21 protein-coding genes and 1 pseudogene are annotated in these 21,040 nt (G+C 43.8%); 11 read left to right on the top strand and 11 right to left on the bottom strand.

Translation table 11 applies throughout. The annotated features are described in order from the left end of the window. Positions 1 to 5: 5 nt before the first annotated feature. From CEF20_RS00760 to CEF20_RS17250, 5 genes are all read right to left on the bottom strand, one after another. Entirely contained in the window at positions 6 to 842 is an 837-nt protein-coding gene (locus tag CEF20_RS00760) for a transposase (RefSeq protein ID WP_100330063.1), read from the bottom strand. Between the two features lie 301 nt (positions 843 to 1,143). Then, positions 1,144 to 1,575: a hypothetical protein gene (locus tag CEF20_RS00765; RefSeq protein WP_100330064.1), complete on the bottom strand. Its 432-nt coding sequence runs from the start codon at positions 1,573 to 1,575 to the stop codon at positions 1,144 to 1,146. Between the two features lie 263 nt (positions 1,576 to 1,838). Continuing rightward, the gene (locus CEF20_RS00770; RefSeq protein ID WP_100330065.1) at positions 1,839 to 2,633 is read right to left on the bottom strand and encodes an HAD family hydrolase; all 795 of its coding nucleotides are present in this window, start codon (positions 2,631 to 2,633) and stop codon (positions 1,839 to 1,841) included. Between the two features lie 62 nt (positions 2,634 to 2,695). Then, positions 2,696 to 3,253, bottom strand: coding sequence for a helix-turn-helix domain-containing protein (locus tag CEF20_RS00775; protein ID WP_100330066.1), 558 nt, complete (start codon positions 3,251 to 3,253; stop codon positions 2,696 to 2,698). Between the two features lie 597 nt (positions 3,254 to 3,850). Next, positions 3,851 to 4,072, bottom strand: coding sequence for a CBS domain-containing protein (locus tag CEF20_RS17250; protein ID WP_408607774.1), 222 nt, complete (start codon positions 4,070 to 4,072; stop codon positions 3,851 to 3,853). A gap of 247 nt (positions 4,073 to 4,319) precedes the next feature. Between CEF20_RS17250 and CEF20_RS00785 the strand changes: the two genes are divergently transcribed. From CEF20_RS00785 to CEF20_RS00805, 5 genes are read left to right on the top strand one after another with little or no spacing between them, the layout of a single operon-like run. Continuing rightward, the gene (locus tag CEF20_RS00785; protein ID WP_100330067.1) at positions 4,320 to 4,826 is read left to right on the top strand and encodes a DUF4178 domain-containing protein; all 507 of its coding nucleotides are present in this window, start codon (positions 4,320 to 4,322) and stop codon (positions 4,824 to 4,826) included. A 14-nt stretch (positions 4,827 to 4,840) separates the two neighbouring features. Further along, positions 4,841 to 5,512, top strand: a complete 672-nt coding sequence (locus tag CEF20_RS00790; RefSeq protein WP_100330068.1) for a PspA/IM30 family protein — start codon at positions 4,841 to 4,843, stop codon at positions 5,510 to 5,512. A gap of 31 nt (positions 5,513 to 5,543) precedes the next feature. Then, a complete protein-coding gene (locus tag CEF20_RS00795) occupies positions 5,544 to 6,122 on the top strand; it encodes a DUF4247 domain-containing protein (protein ID WP_100330069.1) in 579 nt (192 codons plus the stop codon). A 26-nt stretch (positions 6,123 to 6,148) separates the two neighbouring features. Further along, positions 6,149 to 6,544: a DUF350 domain-containing protein gene (locus CEF20_RS00800; RefSeq protein ID WP_100330070.1), complete on the top strand. Its 396-nt coding sequence runs from the start codon at positions 6,149 to 6,151 to the stop codon at positions 6,542 to 6,544. A gap of 30 nt (positions 6,545 to 6,574) precedes the next feature. Continuing rightward, positions 6,575 to 8,128 carry a polyamine aminopropyltransferase gene (locus CEF20_RS00805; RefSeq protein ID WP_100330071.1) on the top strand — a complete coding sequence of 518 codons (1,554 nt, stop codon included), beginning with the start codon at positions 6,575 to 6,577 and terminating at the stop codon, positions 8,126 to 8,128. A gap of 36 nt (positions 8,129 to 8,164) precedes the next feature. Here the strand turns inward: CEF20_RS00805 and CEF20_RS00810 are convergent, their stop codons facing one another. Then, positions 8,165 to 9,544: an FAD-binding oxidoreductase gene (locus tag CEF20_RS00810; protein WP_100330072.1), complete on the bottom strand. Its 1,380-nt coding sequence runs from the start codon at positions 9,542 to 9,544 to the stop codon at positions 8,165 to 8,167. 174 nt (positions 9,545 to 9,718) lie between these two features. Here CEF20_RS00810 and CEF20_RS00815 point away from each other — a divergent pair, with 174 nt between their 5' ends. After that, on the top strand, positions 9,719 to 11,353 hold the full coding sequence (locus CEF20_RS00815; protein WP_100330073.1) for a M20/M25/M40 family metallo-hydrolase: 1,635 nt from the start codon (positions 9,719 to 9,721) through the stop codon (positions 11,351 to 11,353). Here the strand turns inward: CEF20_RS00815 and CEF20_RS00820 are convergent. Beyond that, positions 11,350 to 11,529, bottom strand: coding sequence for an SE1832 family protein (locus CEF20_RS00820; protein WP_100330074.1), 180 nt, complete (start codon positions 11,527 to 11,529; stop codon positions 11,350 to 11,352). The two genes, CEF20_RS00815 and CEF20_RS00820, sit on opposite strands and share 4 nt — an antisense overlap. A gap of 150 nt (positions 11,530 to 11,679) precedes the next feature. On the opposite strand from CEF20_RS00820, the gene CEF20_RS00825 reads away from it, so the two are divergent. After that, on the top strand, positions 11,680 to 12,738 hold the full coding sequence (locus tag CEF20_RS00825; RefSeq protein ID WP_269799206.1) for an NAD(P)H-dependent flavin oxidoreductase: 1,059 nt from the start codon (positions 11,680 to 11,682) through the stop codon (positions 12,736 to 12,738). A 263-nt stretch (positions 12,739 to 13,001) separates the two neighbouring features. Here CEF20_RS00825 and cls read toward each other — a convergent pair whose 3' ends face one another. Continuing rightward, positions 13,002 to 14,456: a cardiolipin synthase gene (gene cls / locus CEF20_RS00830; RefSeq protein WP_100330076.1), complete on the bottom strand. Its 1,455-nt coding sequence runs from the start codon at positions 14,454 to 14,456 to the stop codon at positions 13,002 to 13,004. Between the two features lie 188 nt (positions 14,457 to 14,644). Here cls and CEF20_RS00835 point away from each other — a divergent pair, with 188 nt between their 5' ends. From CEF20_RS00835 to CEF20_RS00845, 4 genes and pseudogenes are all read left to right on the top strand, one after another. Then, positions 14,645 to 16,036: an L-cystine transporter gene (locus tag CEF20_RS00835; RefSeq protein WP_100330077.1), complete on the top strand. Its 1,392-nt coding sequence runs from the start codon at positions 14,645 to 14,647 to the stop codon at positions 16,034 to 16,036. A 292-nt stretch (positions 16,037 to 16,328) separates the two neighbouring features. Next, entirely contained in the window at positions 16,329 to 16,472 is a 144-nt protein-coding gene (locus CEF20_RS16455; protein ID WP_157796166.1) for an Lmo0850 family protein, read from the top strand. A 145-nt stretch (positions 16,473 to 16,617) separates the two neighbouring features. Then, positions 16,618 to 16,905 (top strand): annotated as a pseudogene (locus CEF20_RS00840) (hypothetical protein); the annotation flags it as partial. Positions 16,906 to 17,075: 170 nt separating this feature from the next. Continuing rightward, positions 17,076 to 17,915 carry a CPBP family intramembrane glutamic endopeptidase gene (locus CEF20_RS00845; protein WP_232713313.1) on the top strand — a complete coding sequence of 280 codons (840 nt, stop codon included), beginning with the start codon at positions 17,076 to 17,078 and terminating at the stop codon, positions 17,913 to 17,915. Positions 17,916 to 18,099: 184 nt separating this feature from the next. On the opposite strand, the gene CEF20_RS00850 is transcribed toward CEF20_RS00845, so the two are convergent. The 3 genes from CEF20_RS00850 to CEF20_RS00860 are packed head-to-tail and all read right to left on the bottom strand — an operon-like array spanning position 18,100 to position 20,570. Continuing rightward, positions 18,100 to 19,245, bottom strand: coding sequence for an MGDG synthase family glycosyltransferase (locus tag CEF20_RS00850; protein WP_100330080.1), 1,146 nt, complete (start codon positions 19,243 to 19,245; stop codon positions 18,100 to 18,102). 13 nt (positions 19,246 to 19,258) lie between these two features. Further along, positions 19,259 to 19,855 carry a DedA family protein gene (locus CEF20_RS00855; RefSeq protein ID WP_157796167.1) on the bottom strand — a complete coding sequence of 199 codons (597 nt, stop codon included), beginning with the start codon at positions 19,853 to 19,855 and terminating at the stop codon, positions 19,259 to 19,261. A 1-nt stretch (position 19,856) separates the two neighbouring features. Then, positions 19,857 to 20,570 (bottom strand): polysaccharide deacetylase family protein, encoded by a 714-nt coding sequence (locus tag CEF20_RS00860; protein ID WP_232713314.1) that lies wholly within the window; start codon positions 20,568 to 20,570, stop codon positions 19,857 to 19,859. Positions 20,571 to 21,040 lie beyond the last annotated feature (470 nt).

Consider the following 21,040-nt stretch of genomic DNA (forward strand, 5'->3'; position numbering starts at 1 on the left):
CCTGCTTACGGATTTTGCCAGCTTTTGAACAAAGGATCGCTTTGGCGCTTAGCCTTGCGTTCTTTCCTATCTTCTTGCGCCACGTCTTTCTCTATCTGTTCCATTTTCTTTTCCAGAACCGTTTCCACTTGCGCCAATTGTTCAGGGCTGACTTTTTTCGCCTCCAGGCATTCCTCGCTCATAGAAGCTTCATCTGCCTCCACAATCTCTTGAATGTGGTGCAGGGTCTCCTTGATCTTCTCTCTTAATTTCGCTTCAAATCTCATCGTCGCTTTTTTCCAGGAAAAGGAGTATTTATTGGCATTTGCCTCGATCTTTGTGCCGTCCAGAAAATAGTTCTCCATGGAAATATATTGGTTTTCAATCAAGAGGAGAATCATTTCCTCGAACAGCGTGTCGATCATGGATTTCATCTGCCCGCTGCGGAAACGGTTAATCGTACGGAAATCTGGTTTTTGCATGGCAGAGAGCCAAATCATCGGCAGGTTTTCGTCTAGCATCTTCGCGATTCCTCGGCAGGAATAGACCTTTTGCGAGTACGCATAAAGAAGAATTTTGACCATCATTTTGGGGTGATAGGCACTTCGGCCGCCGCCTTTATAAGGCTTGATGAACAGCTCATCGGGCATGTTTTCAATCATCTCATGGATAAAACGGGAGACATGGTGTGCAGGAATCCAGTCACTGAGATCCATCGGAAGCATCAGCTGGTCTGTTTGATAGGAAACAAAGACAGGTTTGGAACGGAAGTTCTTTTTTTGCGTGGACACCTCTTCCGTTTCTAGTGGTAAAGACAACTGGTCCGTGTTATAATTTGTGGGAGTAGTCTTTTGGCTGCTCATAAAAAAATCGCTCCTTTTGTATGTGTTGGTTTGGTTACTTACATTTTACAAGAAAGAGCGATTTTTTTGTGCTTAAAAATAGAAAAAAAACAGGGGCCGTCCTCAAAAGTCGGTTTCACCGACTTTTGGGACAGTCCCGTTATTCTCCATTTGTTACACATGTAACATCTTGTAGCATGAGGAAGCGGTGCAGGAGGTCGCCAGCCGGCTGCAACGGGAATAAACGATCTTAAAGGGCGATGAATCAATAGAAAAGGCTCCGCAATCTGCCGATTTATAGCCGATTGGAAGCCTTTAAAGTTTAAAATTCCACCTGTATTTGAAGAAGCTCTTCCTCTTTCTTCTCGGTCGCTGTATAACCGAGCGACTGTAACTGTTTCTGAACTTCACTGCATTCTTTCGCTTGAACGAGAAGGAATGTACGGTCCAGCTGCATTTTATTTCTGATGGAAGACAGGATACTAAACAATGCGCTTGTTTTTTCTTCATGAATCGATTTTTTGACTGAAGCCGTCTCCTCCGTCACAGGAACGATCCATAGCTCACAGGAATAGGGGATCTGTAATAATTGTTCAAAAGTATCTGCTTTTTCAAGTGGAGTTCTGAGAGTTTCATCATAAATTTCATATACACAAGTTGCAGAGAAATCCACTTCTTGGAAGGGCAGGCGTCCTTTTTCATCTATGATTTTAATATCCAGCTTAGAAGCTTCAGTATGTAGGCTGTTGCTCATTTTGCTCTCTCCTTTATAGGGATGATTTTAGATGATTTACCCTCTTTTAAAAAGAAAGAAACGTATTTTGTATGGCTGTTTCATCCGTCTTTTTGACCGATCCTTTAAAATAGGGCTTTACACTGAGATTTCTGTTCTCCTTGAGCCTTCGCCAAAGCTTCGTTCCAAGTCCGATTAGCGGTTTTCTAAGGTCTTATAAAAAAGAGCGCGGATACAGTCGTTCGGACTGTATCCGCGCTTTGGGCTGTTAGAGATTGTTCTGTTTATGCTTTTTCTAAAGGAAGAACGATTTCCGGCAGTTCTCTGAGGTGTTTGATGACATAGGTTGGCTTGGCTCCTTCCACTTCTTTGCCGTCTCCATGATCAATCCAAACGGAGTCCATGCCAGTGAGGGTGGCGCCTAAAATGTCTGTGCTCAAGTTATCTCCTACCATGATGACATCCTGAGGCGATAAGTCCATTAAGCGTAAGGCGTGCTTGAAGATAATCGGATCCGGCTTCCCGAATCCAATGTTTCCGGAAATAACGATATGTTCAAAGTATGGAACCAGTTCTGGGGTCATCGTAAGCTTTTCCAGCTGCAGAGAAGGTGCGCCGTTTGTCAGCAGCAGCAGCCGGTAGCCTTGCGCTTGTAATTGATTTAACACGTCAGGCGTTTCTTCATATAGAAAAGGGGATGAACGGCGAGCTTCGCGAAAGCGATCTCTTGCCCATTCTTCTGCGCCCTGTATATTAACGCTTTCTAGACCTTTCTTCCAGGATTGAAGCTGATAATCTAAAATGGATGCCCCCATTTCACGAAACTGATGATGGGTAACATCGCCAAAATTTCCCCACAGCCCCTCAAAAGGATTAATGCCGATTTTTACGGTAACGGGATAAAAAGAATAGCTTTTATACTGTTCACGAGCGACAGCTCTAACGGAGTCCTCAATCAATTGATGATCGATTCCGTATTTTTGCTCCAGTTCTTTGCAGGTGAGATCAAATGCGGTTTGGATGCTTTTGCGATCGTTTAGTAAGGTATCATCCAAATCGAAGAATATAGCTTTTTTCATGACTGAAACTCCCTTTTACTTGTGATAGTAATTTCAATTCGGCAAAAGGCGGCAAAATCCTGCTAATTCAAAGAAGCCTCGTTCTTTTTTCTTTTAAATATAGAAAAGATTGAAGAAAGACGGTACACAGGCAGTTCTCTTCTCACTTGTTCTTGCTGCAAGCCGTTTAACAGCAGCCTGTCTCTCATGGCTGCTTTTTGATGCTCAATCGTCTCTATTTTTTCTTTCATCCATCTTTGATGCTGCGCCAGTTCTTTCACTAGCTCCTTATTGACTTCGATGAGCGTTTGCTGCTGTTCCTCAAGCTGCTCAATTCGTTCAAAAAGGGTGTCTGCATGGGAGGCTTCTTCCGGAGCAGAGGCCGGCCGCTTCTTCTCCGCTTCTGATTGATGGCTTACGGCCAGTTGAACAGCTGCTTCAATGGACATGTTTTGCTCTTGAATGGCACGCACCAGGCGCTGTATCGCGATAATATCCTTCTGGTAAAATACGCGGGAATTATTGATGCCCCGATCAAAGTGATATCCCGCTTCCTCTAAAAGCAGCGAATACTTCCGTAAAGTACTCGCTCCGACTCCAAGGCTCTTGGCCACTTCCGAACTAAAATAGGCCTGTTCCATTTCTTTATCCCTCCACATCGAGAAGACCATTCCCCGATTACATTATTCCAGAGGTGCTGACAGGGAGAATCGTCTTTCTGCTTTTTGCTTTACTACTCCTTTCCATGCAGCTTGATGAAATCCTTTCACTAGTTTTGTTGATTAATTAGCAGTTTTGTCGAGCGGGTGATTGAATTGAAAGCGATGGGGTATGAAAGGAAATAGGATTGCATCTGGAAGGGGGCGGGAGAAGTCATCAATCGTTTATCCTGCCTATAAGCTGCCGTAAAACTCCCCCCCTTCAGAAATCAAGTGAGGAACAAACAGTCAAAGCTGGTGACAAAGGCGCGGCAGCAGCAGGGAAGGAAAGAAACCCTGTTGTGTGAAGGGGCAATTTTATACATGTCAAGTTTAACGTAATCGCAAGACGGGTGGCTGTTCGTTCTATGATGGTTAAAGCAGTTATTAAGGGAAGCGATGAGGGAGCCAAGGAGAATTATTATTTTAAGAGTAAATCAATTGGCAATGGTGTCCGCCCTTTTCTAAAGAAGGAGAAAGCAGTATTCGCCTTCTTTCTGCTAATCACAACCTCTAAACGCAGGGAAGATGGATTCTTGTTCAGAAGCTTTTGGAAATGTCGCTTAATGCTGATCCGGCACTTTCATTGGCCTGCTCTCTAATGGACAAATCACCGAGAGAAATCATACCAGTCAGCTGTCCGTTATCGACGACTGGAATCGCTCCGATGTCCAGCGATTCCATTTTGCCTGCCGCCGTTTCCAAATCATCTAGATGCTCGCAGCAAACCACATATATAGACATAATTTCGCGTACTTTCACCCTGCACCTCCTAAAGAAATTCAGGCCTATTTTGCGCAAGAAAATGATCTATATACCAAGGCCGATTCACTGAAGAGGAAATGCTGCTGGTGATTTGGCATCCAACCTAGGGTGATTCAAAAAAGGAATGATTGACTGCCCCTTCCAGAATGGGATAAAATTTTCATATTAATGAATCTTTTCCGTTAATTATTCGTATAGCAGAGTGAGGAAATAAGAGGAATTAGCATGAAGGAGAGGTGAGTGCATGGGTTTTTTCAGCAGGTTATTTCATAATAAGAAACAAGAAGACGAGATTGAAGAGCGTACGGTGTTAAATTTGCAGGTGGGCGATATTGTCACCTACAACCTTGAGGATTATCAGGTCGTTGGCAAGCTGCATTATAACGACAGCGGCTATACCTGGGATGCTTATCAGCTTCAAGGAGAGGGAAAGATAAAGTGGCTGAGCGTAGAAATGGATGATGAGCTGGAGATTGGCATGTACGAACGGGCTAATTTGCAGCTGGATCAGCCGATTCCAGAGTCTGTTGCATATAAAGACCGTCAATATCATTTATCAGAACAGGGAACGGCTTTCGTTAAAGGGGAAGGACGCAGCCAAAATGTTCATGGCAAGGATATGGAGTATTATGATTTTGAGGATAATTCTGAGGAGCATTTTCTATCAGTCGAGATTTGGGGCAGTGAGGTAGAAGTGAGCTATGGTTATGCAATAGAGGAATATGAAATCAAAATTTTGGCAGGAAGCTAATAGGAGGCAATAGCATGTTTCAATTCTTTAAGCGAATCAAAACATATGTCGGTTCAGAGTTAAATGCAGCGCTGGATAAAGCGGAAGACCCGGTGAAAATGCTCGATCAGTTTATGAGGGAGATGGAAGCGGATATTCGTGAAGCGGAAACGGCCGTGGCGAAACAAATAGCCAATGAAAAAATGCTGAAGAAAAAAATGGATGAGGCGCAAGCGATGGTACAAAAGCGGCAGCAGCAAGCCGTTGATGCTTTAGAAGCGGGAAGTGAGGATCTTGCTCGCCGCGCTCTAGAAGATAAAAAGGTTCATGAAAACACTGCCTCATCGATGAGCACTGCCTATGAGCAAGCATCTCAGGACGCGGCTGTCTTACGAGAGAAACTGGATGAGATGAAGAAGGAATACCAGGAAATGAAATTGAAGAAGGATTCGTTAAAGGCGCGTGCGGAATCTGCAAAAACAAGAACGAAAATGAATCGCGCCATGTCCTCTGTTGGCAGCGATGAGTCTCGGCGCGGGTTCGAACGCATGGAAGAAAAAGTGACGCAGTTTGAAGCAGAGGCTGAAACGTCGGAAGATTTGCGATCCTCATCCCGCAGCTTAGATGATGAGCTGAAAGCATTAAAGTCGGACAATGCTGTTGATGACGAACTAGCCGCTTTAAAGAAAAAATTAGGGAAAGAATAATTTCTTTCCCCTTTTTATTGGAGTGTTCCCCATGAAAATGCAATTTTTTTTAGCAGCCTTTTTGCTGACAGCCATTTCCGGTTTACTGGCCGGCTGCGGTAACAGCCAGGTGGAAGAGTACATTTCAGAACAGTATCCGCTTATTGATGTGGTGGAAAGTCCAGATTCAGATGAGGATGAATCCTATATATATCAAGCAGAGGGCAAGCAAGTAAAGGAATTGGCCAAGGAGCTTGCCAAAGTGGAGAAACCCCGGGAAACGGGGAAATATGTCAATGGCAAGCAAGTTCTCCTATATAAGCGTCTTTTTATTATTTTGACAGATGATCCTGATCATCAGGACAGCAGTTTAATTGAAGTGTCTACTGAAGGGTTTGTGCGCCACCATTATCATCCGGGATTTTTCCAAGGGATGCTGCTTGGCCACATACTCAGCGACATGTTCGGTCATAATTGGGATAAGCAGCAGCGCAATCGCTGCGGCCCTGATAGAAATCCAGATTGCTATAATGGCTACGGGTCTTCCGGCGGCTACTACGGAACCTGGGGATCCGGATCTTCCGGGCGAGGTTCTACCTTCCGGGGCGGCGGTCCTGGGGCAGGTAAATAATAATCATTAAGTAAAGGGGCAGAACTATGAATCCGTTTTTATTGACATTACTTTATTTTTCCATTGCCGTTGCTGTCGTCATTGCCGGCCTGATTGTGTTCGAGCTGCTGACAAGAAAATATAAGGATTGGCAGGAAATTAAAGAAGGAAATGCGGCTGTCGCTTTGTCGATCAGCGGCAAAATCATTGGAATTTGTCTCATATTAATGTTCTCGATTTTCCATAACGACACGATTGTTGAAACATTGGCTTGGGGAGCATACGGCATCGTTCTTCAAATTATTGCTTATTTACTATTTGATTTGCTGACTCGTCATTTTTCGGTGGAAAGTCAGTTAAAGGAGAGAAACATAGCTGTGGGCATTATTTCCTTCAGTGTATCCGTGGGACTTGCATGCGTGATTGGAGCTTCGATCAGTTAATTGTGATCGAAGGCAAGAAGGGTGAATGAAATGACTGATCAACAACGATTGAAGCAAAGCCAGAGCGTTTACTGGGCTTCTGGCATCGTCTCCATTTGTGGGATCATTTTTGAAGTGCTTTTTGGGGCTCTTGGTTCGTACATACTAGGCGACGGCGTGAAACAATATACCTTAACCATTTCCCTGTTTTTAACCGGTATGGGCATAGGAGCGTATATCAGTGAAAAGATTACAAAGCAGTTAATTCTGTCGTTTATCTGGATAGAATATGGCGTCGGACTGATCGGAGGCTTCTCCGCTTTTCTGCTGTTTGGCGTGACCGCTTATTTGCCTGAAGGCACAGACGCTCTATTCTTATACGGCGTCACTCTGGTGGTCGGTACATTAACGGGACTGGAACTGCCGGTTTTAATCCGCAAGGCCAGCGAAATTGGCGTGGCGCTGAGAAAAAGCACGGCGAAAGTGCTGTTTTCTGATTACGCCGGCGGTTTGATCGGCGGTTTGCTGTTCTTGTTCCTCCTGCGTCCGTATTTCGGTCTGGTCAAAACCGCTTTTATCGTAGCAGCGGTCAATATAGCGGTCGCCATTTGGATTGCGGTGAAGTTCCGGCATGAGCTCAAACGGTTTGCGTTTCATTTCGGAGCGGGCGTCGGCTTCTTCGTGCTTATTCTGATCGGCATATTGTTTGGAGAGGAAGCGGCTTTTCACTTTGAACAAAAGTTATATAAAGACCCGATTGTATATTCGGAACAAACCCCCTACCAAAACATTGTGCTGACGAGAGAAGAAGGGGACACGCGTTTATACTTAGACGGACAATTGCAATTCAGTTCAATCGATGAACACCGCTATCATGAAACACTCGTTCATCCGGTGATGGCGGCAGCAGGAAAGCAGGAACGGGTATTAGTGCTGGGCGGCGGAGATGGGCTTGCTGTCAGGGAACTGCTGAAGTATCAAGAAACCAAGGAAATTACGCTTGTTGATCTTGATCCGGCTGTGGTGCAGCTGGCCAATGAACATCATTTACTGACAGGTTTGAATCAGCACTCCCTGCAAAATAAAAAAGTCCGCGTTTTGCATCAGGATGCATTTCAATTTATGAAACAGGCACACGGGTTTTACGATGTGATCATTGTGGATTTACCGGATCCAAATAATGAGTCTTTAAATAAATTATACACGATTGAGTTTTATTCCTTATTGCGTAATCATTTAGCGGCAGATGGAGCGATGGCTGTGCAGGCGACTAGTCCGGTATTTGCGCCAGAAGTCTATTGGACCATCGATCACACGATAGCGGCAGCGGGATTAAAGACGGCTAATTTGCATGTGGATATTCCCAGCTTTGGCGGCTGGGGGTTCGTGCTGGCTTCTCGCCAGCCCATTTCTTTAGATCGTCTGCCGATTATCGAACAAACCCGCTATTTATCAACAGAGTTGCTGCCTTCTCTCGGACGATTTGGCAAAGATGAAGATTCCTTGATTGAGGGAGAGAACGGACAGCTGATTGAATTAAGGCCTAATACGTTAATTCGTCCTAATTTAATTGAAATGTACGAGAAATCATGGAGATATTATTAAAAGAAGCTGTCCCAGCCATAGCCGGGACAGCTTCTTTTATTGATGGGCTGCTTGCAGCGGAAGCAGCTTGCCGGGATTTAGGATATTATTCGGATCCAGCAATTTTTTAATATCGGCCATAACGGATAGCGCTTCCCCATGTTCTTGCTGCTGATATTTCATTTTGCCGATGCCGACTCCATGTTCCCCGGTACAGCTTCCTCCCAGGTCTAAAGCAAACGCCACAATCTCTTCATTTAACAAGTGGGTTTTAGTCACCTGCTCATTCACCTCTGGATCAAAGACCGTAAGGGTGTGAAAATTCCCATCCCCAATATGGCCAAGAACGGCGCCGTCCAAACCGTGAAATTCAATGCGGGATCGGGCGTACGCGATCATTTCAGGCAGCTTGGAAATCGGGACGCACACATCGGTGCCGATGGTTTTCAATTTTGGATCACTATGTCGAAAAGCGTAGGATAAATCATGGCGCGCTTTCCATAGCTGCGCTCTTTTTAGACTGTTTTTTTCGAAGATAAATTCCTGGCAGCTCTGTTCTTCACACAATGCTTGGACAAACTCAGCATCCGCCTGGTTTCCGGCTTCATTGCCATGAAACTCAAGGAATAAGGAAGGCATCTCTTGAAATTCCGTCCCGCTGTATTGATTCACTTGAGCAATGGAGCGCGCATCGACCAGCTCCATGCGGGCGATTGGGATGCCGGCTGTTAAAATGGAGACAGCCGTTTCTACACATTGTTGGACAGAGGAAAAGCAGGCTCTTGCCGCTATAATGGATTCCGGGATGCCATGGAGCTTCAATGTGATTTCCGTAAAAAGGCCAAGCGTTCCTTCCGATCCGGCGAAAAGGCTGTTTAAATGGTAGCCGGATGAGGATTTCTTAGCCAGGCTTCCGGTATGTATGAGCCGTCCATCAGCAAGAACGACTTCCAAGTCCAGGATTTGTTCTCTCATTACCCCGTAACGCACCGCTTGTGTGCCGCTGGCATTGGTGGCAGCCATTCCGCCGATCGTGGCATCCGCTCCAGGATCTACAGGAAAGAACAGCCCGTGTTTCTTTAATTCTTGATTCAATTGCAATCTGGTGACGCCCGGCTGGACTTTGACCATCAAATCATCCGGCCGCAAATCAATGATTTTATTCATCTGGGAAAAGTCTGCCGATATTCCTTTGTTAACAGGAATGGAGTGTCCTTCAAGCCCGGAGCCAATGCCAAAAGGAACGATGGGAATGCCTCGTTCATTGGCGTAGGCAGCGAGTGCTTGGACATCCTCTGCGGAAGTTGGATAGACAACTACATCCGGAAGCACCGGATTGAAATAGGACTCATCATGGCTATGATGAGCTAATTCGGTTTCATTGACCGTTACTTTTTCTTTCCCTAGCCGGGCGGCTAATTCTTCATAGATACTCATCACAATCCCTCTCTCCGTATGAATGAATTTTTCGAAAATTTATTTAAGCTAATAATAGCATATTGCTTCAAATCTGTGCATCGTCTATGAGCAACTAATTATTTTTATTATTTAATATTCAAAAAAGTATGAAACTATTCTAAAATATAGAAAAGGAAAGAGAGCTGCATAGACATGACGACATTTTATCAGTCAAAGGAACAACTAGTGAAATTACTTTACGAGCTTGTAGAGGTTCCCAGTGTATCAAGAACACTGGAAGAAAACGTAATGGCGGGGGTGATTAAAGAAAAAATTTCGCGGCTTGCTTTTTTTCAAAAGCATCCCGAGCTTCTGCAGCTGCACTCGACAACCGATGGCCGAGGAATCATTACCGCATTGGCTAAAAGAACAGCTGCGAAAAAAACGATCGTGCTGATCAGCCATTTTGATGTAGCCGGCGCCGATGACTATGGATCATGGCAAAAAGAGGCATTCCAGCCGCAAGCACTTGTCCAGCTCATGAAGGAAAGAAAGGATGCCTATCCCGCTTCTGTGCAGGCGGATATAGACAGTGAAGAGTGGGTGTTTGGGCGCGGGACGATGGATATGAAGGCGGGGCTTGCTTTACATATATCCTTGCTGGAACAAGCAGTAAATGGACGGTTCAACGGGAATCTTCTGCTTTTGACGGTGCCTGATGAAGAAGTCAGCTCTGTTGGCATGAGAGAAGCGGTATTGATTCTGCAAAGATTAGCGCAGGAGCATGATCTGCAATACGAATTAATCTTGAACAGCGAACCGATTTTTTCTTTATATCCCGGTGACACTCATCATTACATTTATACAGGCTCGATTGGAAAGATGCTTCCCGGGTTCTATTGCTATGGCCAAGAAACTCATGTCGGGGAACCGTTCCTCGGTTTAAATGCCAGTTTAATGAGCTCTTTAGTTGCGGGAGAAGTGGAACTTAATACTGATTTTTGCGAGCAGGAGGGCGATCAATTGAGTCCGCCGCCGACCGCTTTGCTGCATAGAGACTTAAAGAGGGAGTACTCTGTCCAAATTCCCAATCGGGCAGTCAGTCTATATAATTTGCTTGTGATGAAGCGTCCGGTTGAACAAACGGCTTGGATGCTGAAAGAAGCGGCAAGCCGGGCGGCTGAGAAAATTGGGAAATTCTATCAAGAGAAAGCACAGGTATATGACCGGCTGGCCAATGCGGCAAATACTCACGCTTTTCAAGTGAAAGTGCTGACGTTTGCCGAGTTAAAGGAGCATGCGGAGAAAACACTGTCTGCGGATCGGCTAGCGGAACTTGAAGAGAGGGTGTTCAAGCGTGCGGATCATTTAGATGATCGGGAGCTGTCGATTGCGCTCGTGGATGAGTATGCTCAGCAATGCAGAGAAATGGCTCCATTTATTGTCTTATTTTTCGCGCCGCCTTTTTACCCGGCTGTGCATTCACAAGAAGCAAGGACAATGGAATGGGTCGAGGAGGTCAAAGTTTATACAAAACAGATGCATGGCATTGCCCTGCAAACAGTCCCTTACTTCAATGGAATTTGTGATTTATCGTATGTTTCTTTAAAGGAAGATATAGAATCCATGAAGGTGTATACCAGCAATGTGCCGGTTTGGGGAAAAACGTACGACATGCCCATTGAAGTGATGAAGCAGCTGCAAGTGCCTGTATTAAATCTAGGGCCAGTGGGCCGCGATGCTCATCAGCGAACAGAACGGCTTCACGTGCCCTATGCCTTTGTGACGCTGAAAGATATGATCGAGCATCTGCTCGATCATATCTTTCCATCAGCACCAGAAGATTAAGCAAGCTGCATCAGCTTGTGATTGAGCTCTTGCAGCTCCTTTTCCATGCGGATCAGCTGCTCTTCTGCTTTCGTTGTCCCTTGCCCAACTGATTCCAGTTTTTCGATGTCTCCTTGAACACGGATATAATCCATTTTCAATTCAGCAATTTTATATTCAATTTCTGACTTTGACATAACTTGACTCCTTTGTCTTAATAATAGGTGGGAAGCTTCCTCGCTGCAAATGAGCTGTAAGGCCGTTAAGCGATGAGAGATTCAATGTTTTCTATAATTGTAATCAATTTTGATAGTGGTTAGCAAGATGAATAGAGGGGGATGATCGTATTGCTAGGTTTATCATTGAAATTGCCGGTTTGGCAAGCGCCGATGGCTGGTGTGACCACACCCGAATTAGTGGCAGCTGTTTCGAATGCAGGGGGACTGGGAAATATCGGTGCCGGCTATTTGTCTGGAGAACAGACAGAAGCATTCATTCGGGAAGTGAAAAGGTTAACGGATGCTTCGTTTGGCATCAATCTCTTCGTTCCTGAAAATCCCGCAGCGGATATTGAAAAAGTGGAGAAGGCCAAGAAGCGATTAGCTCCCTATCGAAAGGAGCTGGGCATGGAAGCGGATAGGTCCAATTCCGTTGCGTCCGCATCGGCCTATCCTGAACAATTGGCTGTCGTATTAAAGGAAAAAGTCCCTGTCTGTTCCTTCACTTTTGGCTTGCCTGAAGCCGATGTGGTCGAGCAATTAAAAGCCAATCAAACGTTAGTAATCGGTACGGCAACGACCGTGGAGGAAGCGGCGGCTGTTGAACAACTGGGAATGGATGCGGTCGTTGTACAGGGAAGTGAAGCTGGAGGGCACCGGGGAAGCTTCCAAGAGCCGGAAAGCCTGATCGGTTTAATGTCTTTGCTCCCGCAAGCTGTGCAGGAAGTTTCCATCCCGGTGATTGCAGCGGGCGGGATCATGAATGGACAGGGCGTGGCAGCTGCTTTATGTCTTGGCGCTGCAGCTGTGCAGATGGGTACGGCCTTTTTAGTGACAAAGGAGAGCGGCGCCCATCCTCTTCACAAGGAAGCCATTCTTACGGCGGATGAAACAGCGGCCATGCTGACCAAAGCTTTTTCAGGAAAGTCGGCGCGGGGCATTGCCAATCGCTTTTTAATGGAAATGAAGGATATGGAGAATGACCTGCCGCCTTACCCTGTGCAGAATGCATTGACATCAGGCATCAGAAAGCAAGCCGGAAAGCTGAAAAACAGAGAATTTCTATCACTTTGGTGCGGTCAAAGCCCGCGATTAAGCAGACATCAGACAGTCGCTGAGCTGATGGAAATGTTAGACCGAGAAGTAAAAAAAGCATTTCAGTCAGGACGGGAGAGAATCAAGGGATAAGCCTCAGAAAGATCCCCCTGCTTGCAAGCTGATCTTTCTGTAAAAATGGATAAATCTCTGCTGATGAAAAGAAGAACAAAGGCTAACATGGCATTGCCATGTTAGCCTTTGTTGTCTGCATTGTGCATTCAGGTTCTGTGAATTCCCGCTTAGACGTTTGCTTTTTTGCTCCATTCTTGGAGGACGGATCCCATATATCCGATATGATCGTGCAGTGATTGGAAGGATAAATGGTTTCTTGCTGGCTGTTCAGAAGGAATTGTCTACAAAATAGGCGACAGTAAACGGGAAATGGATTCTTTGAACTTGATCCATTTCGAGCGGCCTTGATAGCGTTCAGGCGTGAGCTTGGAACATAATTTCATATCCCTTTCGAAGATATCGGCGAGCTTTTGGCCGGTTTCATAATGATAGATGAATGCATTAACCTCAAAGTTAAGCCGGAAGCTGCGGACATCAATATTGGCCGTACCTACGGAGCTTAGCTTCTTGTCTACCACAATCGTTTTGGCATGGACGAAGCCGGCTTCATAAATGTATACTTTTGCTCCTGCTTTCAGCAGTTCTCCGATATGGGAATAGGTCGCCCAATAAACAAACAGATGATCCGGTTTGTTGGGAATCATAATGCGGACATCGACTCCGCAAAGGGCGGCTACTCTTAAGGCGTCTAGAAGACTGGCGTCAGGAATGAAGTAAGGCGTTTGAATATAGATGGATTCCTTGGCGGAGGAGATCAGTTTAATATACCCATATTTTATTTGCTCCCATTCAGAATCAGGGCCGCATGTTACAATTTGCATGGAAATATCATGAGCGGTGTCCCGCTGCGGAAAGAAGCGGTCAGCATAATGAATATCATTGTTATGCGATGCTTGATTCCAGTCTAAGATAAAGCGAGTCTGAATGGCGTGAACAGCTGTTCCGTCAATTCGAAGATGCGTATCGCGCCAGTAGCCGAATTTAGGGTTCAGGCCAAGATATTCATCTCCCACATTAAATCCCCCAACATATCCAATCTTTCCGTCGATGATGACGAGCTTGCGATGATTGCGGAAGTTCAGCCGTAAATTGATAAGCGGTATTTTAGAAGGAAAAAAAATCTCCACTTTCCCACCAGCGCGTATTAATTCCTTGAAATGCCGTTTGCGGACACCTCGGGATCCCATTTCATCATATAGCACGCGCACTTCCACCCCTTGCTTTGCTTTTTCAATTAAGAGGCGAATCAGCTTTTTGCCAAGCTCATCTATTCGGAAGATATAGTATTGAAGGTGGATGTGATCTTGGGCTCGCTGAATATCATCGAAGAGCGCCTCGAATTTCTCTCTGCCGTCTGTGTAGATATCCACGCGGTTGTCCTCCGTCAGCACGGCATCGTTATTGCATAAAAACATATAGACTAAGTCCTCGTTCTCTTGTGTATGAGGATTGCGAAAGTGAAATAATTGCTGTTCGATCTCCTGTATTTGCTTTTGAATCGTCAACTCGATCCCAATCTTCTTCTTATCGGCCCAATCAAACAACCGGCGTCTGCTCAAATTCTGTCCGAAGATTAAATATAGAATAAAACCCAGCACCGGAATGAAAAATAAAACCATCAGCCAAGCCCAAGTGGCAGCCGGATCCCGTCTTTCTAAAAAAATGACAACAGCGGAAAAGGAAAAATTTAAAAATAAGATGGCATAGGCCAGCCACATCCATATATTAATATCCATAGCATCCTCCAATATGACAAATGAAATGACGGTAACTGCTCAAAATAAAATGCTGCTTGCTATCTTTACTATGGTACCAATTTACGAACCTTTTGACTATGAAGATTCTCCATATTAATCGTAAAGCCTACTTGACTTATAGGGATTACTGGTATAATCTTTTAAATACAATAAGGAGGAGATCGATTATGGAATCAGCTCTTATTATTTTAAATATAGCCGCCCTTTTGATCTTAGTAGGCGTTTTATATGTTATGCAAAAGAAGCACGTGTCCTTTTCTAAGCGTGTTTTTACGGCCTTAGGTATTGGAATTCTTTTCGGGTTAGGGCTGCAGCTTATTTATGGATTGGATTCTGAGACGCTGCAGCAATCCGTTCCATGGTTTGATATTATCGGAACAGGATATGTCAAACTGCTGCAAATGGTCGTTATGCCTCTGGTTTTTATTTCGATTGTTTCCGCATTTACGAAGATGACCATCACGAGCAACTTAGGGAAAATTTCCATGCTGATTATTGGCATACTAGTGGGAACAACAGGGGTTGCTGCCGCTGTAGGAATCGGCACTTCATTAGGGTTTGGTCTTGAAGCGATGCAGATAGATGAAGGCCAGGCCGAGCAGATGAGAGGCCAGGAAATGGAGCAGAAGTATTCAGAAATAGAAGGCCAGACATTCCCGCAGAAAGTGCTTGAACTGCTTCCTGCTAATCCGTTTCTTGACTTTACAGGACAGCGGGGAACATCAACGATCGCTGTTGTTATCTTTGCCGCCTTTGTGGGAATCGCTTATCTAGGAATCAAGAGAAAAGAGCCTGAACAAGCTGCGGTATTCAAGAAGATAATAGATGCTATATACAGCATCGTCATGAGAATTGTGACACTCGTGCTCCGCTTAACGCCATATGGTGTTTTAGCGATTATGGCCAGAACCGTTGCAACAAGCAATTTTTCAGAGATCGCCAAGCTTGGAGAATTTGTGCTCGCATCGTATGTCGCCCTAGCTGTCGTATTTATTATTCATTTGCTCATTATTTTAATCTCTGGCTTAAGCCCGGTTACTTACGTGAAAAAAGTATTCCCTGTTCTAGCATTCGCCTTCTCTTCCCGGTCTAGTGCTGGAACACTGCCGCTTAATATTCAAGCGCAAAAGAATGCGCTCGGTGTTCCTGAAGGGATCGCAAACTTCGCGGGCTCCTTTGGATTATCCATCGGCCAAAATGGATGTGCCGGTGTGTACCCGGCGATGCTTGCCGTCATGATTGCTCCGACGGTTGGAATTGATCCTTTATCGCCATCCTTTATTTTTACGGTCATTGCCGTCGTTGCCATCAGCTCGTTCGGAGTAGCTGGAGTAGGCGGAGGAGCAACATTTGCTGCCATTCTCGTTCTTTCTACGTTAAATCTTCCGGTGGCGCTGGCAGGTTTATTAATATCGATAGAGCCTTTAATTGATATGGCGCGCACGGCTGTCAATGTCAGCGGAAGTATGACAGCTGGCGTGGTTACCAGTCGCGTCACGAAGGATTTGGATATAAAGAAGTATAAACAGCCGCAGGATGAAGCCATCTATCATGGATAATAAAGAGGGGAAAAGGGTGCAGACAAAGTCTGCACCCTTTTTTTAAGAGAAAGTGAAAGCCGCCCTTAATCGGCAACAGTTAATCACAATATGCGTAAAGCCGGGCGGGGGAGGAAAGCAATGCTATATGTAAGCTTTTTTAACAGGATGAGCCGAAGAACCGGCAATTTTTTATTGGAGGATTATTTGTTGAAAAAAGGGGAAAGATAAAGGTACTTGAATAACTCTTTTGTGAAACCATTCTCTAGTTCGCACGTAAAGAAGAATAATAAATTTTAAAGAGGTGTATAAAATGGGTAATGATCATGATAAAGTAATGAAAATGATAGACCGGATCGCTCAATTAGGAGTAAAAGTATCCAAGACTAAATCCCGTATTGAAGTACTGAACTCTTTAAAAAGTTATCAAGGACAGACAGAATACGCTAAGCCCTAACTACATACGAATGAAGCTGCTAACTAGATAGAAGTTATATAACTATAGTATAATCCTAACATCTGCCATTGGGTTAGATGTGTTTTTATTATTTATAGAAGAGGAATGGGAGAGGGAACGGTGAAAAGTTTAGTTTTTATATAATGATCAAGCGGGACCCCAGCTAGGGAGAATGCATATAGAGCATGATTCTGAGCTGCTGCGTCATTATATTACTGAGCTTGTTGAAAAGGATATCGGCCAAGCAGGAGAAGAAACGATACGTCCTTCAGAAGCAGAGAGAGTTGATATTGTGATCATTCTTGGCGGGGGCGGGACTGTTTATAAGTGTATCAATGACTTAATCCGCTGGCACATTTGCCCAGCTATGACCAATTCTTTTGAAAAAGCTTTGCTTTTCCTTTCGGTCATTCTCGATTCTCCTCTGACTTAGATTGAATCAAGTCTATATGGCCTTAACAAATTTGTCCAACTAAGTATAATCGATTCCGTATGACTGTAAATCAAATTTGTCTAGGGCTTCATTATATAGAAAGCTGTCAGAAAGGAATGAATAATCATTAGGTATTCCATTCATGTCCATTACACGGAATATATAAACCAATGATTGATATCATAATTAGAGAGGGATCAGAATCAAGAATGAAAAAGTTGATATGTACAGTTTTAAAAACAGGTATCTTTTTTGTTGGATGGGCAATTTTAATTTCTTTTACGCCTGATATACAAACACATAATCAGGCATTTTTACGATTATGGTGGGAATTTTCACCACTTGTTGTAATTGTTTTACTTTCTGTTATTTTCGTTTTCGTTGTGGAAAAAGGTAAAGTTAAGATTCCCTTAGCTTCAAGAATCTTTAAAAATTCTCTAATAGGTATCGTAATAGGGATCTTGTGGTTGGGGAGTGTGGTAGCTGTCCTTTTATTTACAAAAACAATGAATATACAGAGTCAAAATGATATTGACTACATATGGATTTGGATCTTGGCATCATTATTTAATGTTGTAATGCAAGAATTATTGGTTAGAGGCTATTTGTATCAATTATGGAAGCGAAAATATAATGTTTTAGTGGCAACTGTTTTAACGACTATACTATTCACTTCGATGCACGGTGGAGCATTTGAAGCAGGTATTTTACCAGTATTAAATGTTGTTTCAATGAGTGTATTTATAACATTATTATTGGAATATACAGGAACAATCATAGCACCCATAATTGCTCACTTTATTTGGAATTTAGTTGGAGCAATTATATTGGGGGGCATTTCCGTGGCTAGTGATTATCCAAATCTTTTAGACAGTACGTTTCAAGGAAATTCATTAATCTCAGGTGGCATCTATAAAATTGAGGGCAGCATTATCGTCTTAGTGGTTAATTTAATTTTAATTACCTACTTGTTCGTATCAAGAAGAAGAGTAGCCCCGAATTACAAATAAGTATACTTCCATGATCGGACGTTTTAATGTTGAAATTTCCTTAACGTTGTAAATCCGCATTTTCCTGACGGTACCCCATCTATCGCTCATTGTTGGGGATGCAAAATAGAAAGAGGCCGATTCGTATGAACGGCCTCTTTCTAATGCTTTCGTGGATCAATGTCTATCGTTGGATAATGCAATGCTAGATAGGCGCTGATTTTCTGTTTGCCGAGACATAGGAACTTTCGTTATCTTCCAGCATCGACAGTAAGCTGCTTTCGATTGAGGAATCCTTTTCCAATTGGTAACAAAGCAGTCGCTTGAGCCATTTATTTTTCTCCATCTCATTGTCAATCACTTGACGGATTTGGGCTTCTATAGGCTTTTGTAAGTTTAATTCATAAATCAATTGATGCTTTTTCAAATAGCGCATATTGATTTCTTCTTGGCCCGGCAAAGCACCAAGAATGAAGATCGGCAATGATTTCTCAAGCACTTCGGTAATGGTAATGCCCCCAGGTTTTGTAACAATGGCAGCAGCTTCCTCGTAGTATTGATTCATTTTCTTGCGGCAGCTCGTGTAACCAATGGGTTCAATTTTGTCTTGCTGAAGAGTGAGAATCCAGTTATACAGTTTTTTGTTGTTGCCGCAGAGCACTTTATAAGAGTAATGGCCGGGCTCAGCAGCTAATCGCTCAAGCAGGGATGTTAAATGGCCCAGGCCGCTATTGCCGCCAGCGATTAGGATATATCGGTCCTTTGGATTGTCTTGCTGCTCGTAAAACGAAGGGTGGACAGGAATTCCTGTTACAAAAATCTGCTTCGATTCCAGTCCGTATTGCTTGATCAGCTGTTCCTTTGCCTCTTGATGAGGGACGAAATGATAGTCGATATGCTCTTTTCCCCACACATCATTCAAGAAAAAGTCGGTGTATACATTCACAACAGGCACGTTCACTTTTCCTTTTTGCTTTAGACTGTTCAGCAATTTCGAAGGATAGCAATGAGTGCAAATAATGAAATCCGGATTTTCTTGTTTAATATAGTTCGCCAGCCGCCATTCGAAATATTTATGCCAAAAGCAAAGAGACGGAAGGCGTTTATCTTTCACTTTTTTCGAATACATAAATGTATTATAAAATTTACTGTAGGATTCGGGACGCCGACTGATCCACTTTAAGTATATATTAGAAATTACAGCTTCCAGCGTACTGTGGAAATGGCTCAGAAAATCAATCGTTTTAACTTCAGCCTCTTCTTCGATATTTGACAAATGGCCAACGATGGCTTCAGCCGCTTTATGGTGACCTGAAGGCATTCGGAAAAGTGGAAGTAGTAAAATCTTCATAGCTAAAACTCCTTTAGAGTTGAGAGTGAGTGTCTTTTCTTTTCGCTTTGATCCATTTGACGAGTAATTGGATCATGAATCCCACAAAAAACACCGCTCCGACGATTGTTAGGTAAACAGGATGAATATGAATGTAAGAACTGATGATAAAACCGACTAACATATATACTAATACCCATATAAAAGATCCTATAACGGAAATTAGACAAAACAAGAGTAAAGGAAACTTGGCGATCCCTGAAAAATAAGGGTTAAACTGCCGGATTCCGGGTATAAAGAATCCGATGAATAGAGACTTTTTCATATCCCAGTGCAGAATAAACCCCTGCACTTTGCTTTCGTTCATCCCTAAATACTTTCCATAGCGCTTCAGCAGAGGCTTGCCTATTTTCCGGCCCAGTGCGTAGCTTGTCAGCATGCCTGTCACAGCGCCGGCGCCAATTGACAGCCAGGCGGGAATGAAATGAATCCCGTTGTCCCTCGCTAATAAGCCAATATACACAAAGAGGCTCTCCTCTGGCACTGGTATGCCAACAATGCCGAAAAATCCTACAATAAATAAAATGATATAACCGTATTGCGATAAATAATCAAGAAGTTGTGAATCCATATTAATCCTCGCTTTGATCTGTCTGTTGAAGGATATCGGGCACGGTGACGAACTGAATCTCTGTTGCTGTCTGTTCAGACAGAAAAAGCTCCAATGCAGCAATCGTATTAGCGGGTGCATGGAGATCAGCTCCTAGCGTCGTTCCGCTGTCATGAAGGGTAATAATGGCTCCGCTTCGGCAAGCATCTTTCAGCCGCTTAGCCAGCTCTTTAGAACCCACTTTTTCTTTCCAGTCTCCCGGAATTGATGTCCAGATGACCGTTTGCAGCGGCTTAGCCGCTTGCAAGGAAAATAAATTGAAATGTCCCCAAGGCGGTCGATAGAAGACAGGACATACGCCTGTTATTTCATAAATCGTTTGCTGCGCTCTTTTCAGCTGCTTTTTAAATAAGAAGGGCGGCAGCAGCCAGTTGGATATGTGGACGTCATTATGAAGTCCAATGGTATGTCCCCTCTCATCTATCTCTTTTATAATATCAGGGTAAGCCCGCGCCTTCTCTCCAACCACGAAGAACGTAGCTTTTGCATGATATTTATCTAGCAATTCTAGTAATAACGGAGTATATACAGGGTCAGGCCCATCGTCAAAAGTCAGTGCCACTTTGTTTTCTCCTTTTCCCTGTTTATGAATCCCTAATCCGTACCGGCGGATGAGTACGGTAGGTCCAACCGTGTAGCTGAAAAGAACGAAGAGAATAATGCCTAATACAATCATTGAAAGGCTCCATTTCTTTATGATAACGACCAAGCTGCTTTTAGTATATTCGTCATTATCTAGAATTTTTCCTGCTTATTTAAGCATAGAGTAACATAAATCACAAGTGTTCTGTAACTGCTTTTTTTTCCATTCTACCAATCTTTCCTTCGGCTTTCATCCCTGAATATCGATGCGGTTTCATCTGCAGCGGCTACAGATTATTCTGTCTTTCTTTGTAGCTTACGCATTCACTCTCTTATTATAACGGGAGGACCTTAAGAAAAAGAGTAAAAAGTCTTAATAATTCTTTAAATTCTATCTGTTATCATAAACAGGCTGCTGATTTAAGGATTGAGTTGGCGGGAGTTGAAGAACAGCCGATGTTTGTCCGATGTTGGGGCAGCGGGCTTTGCCAGGGAATCCTTCTGCTGCACAACAGCGCTAACTCCGATCATCTGAAATGATGAAAATCAATTCAAAGTGTTTGG

Origin of the sequence: Bacillus xiapuensis (assembly GCF_002797355.1) — a bacterium.
Classification (GTDB): Bacteria; Bacillota; Bacilli; order Bacillales; family Domibacillaceae; genus Bacillus_CE; species Bacillus_CE xiapuensis.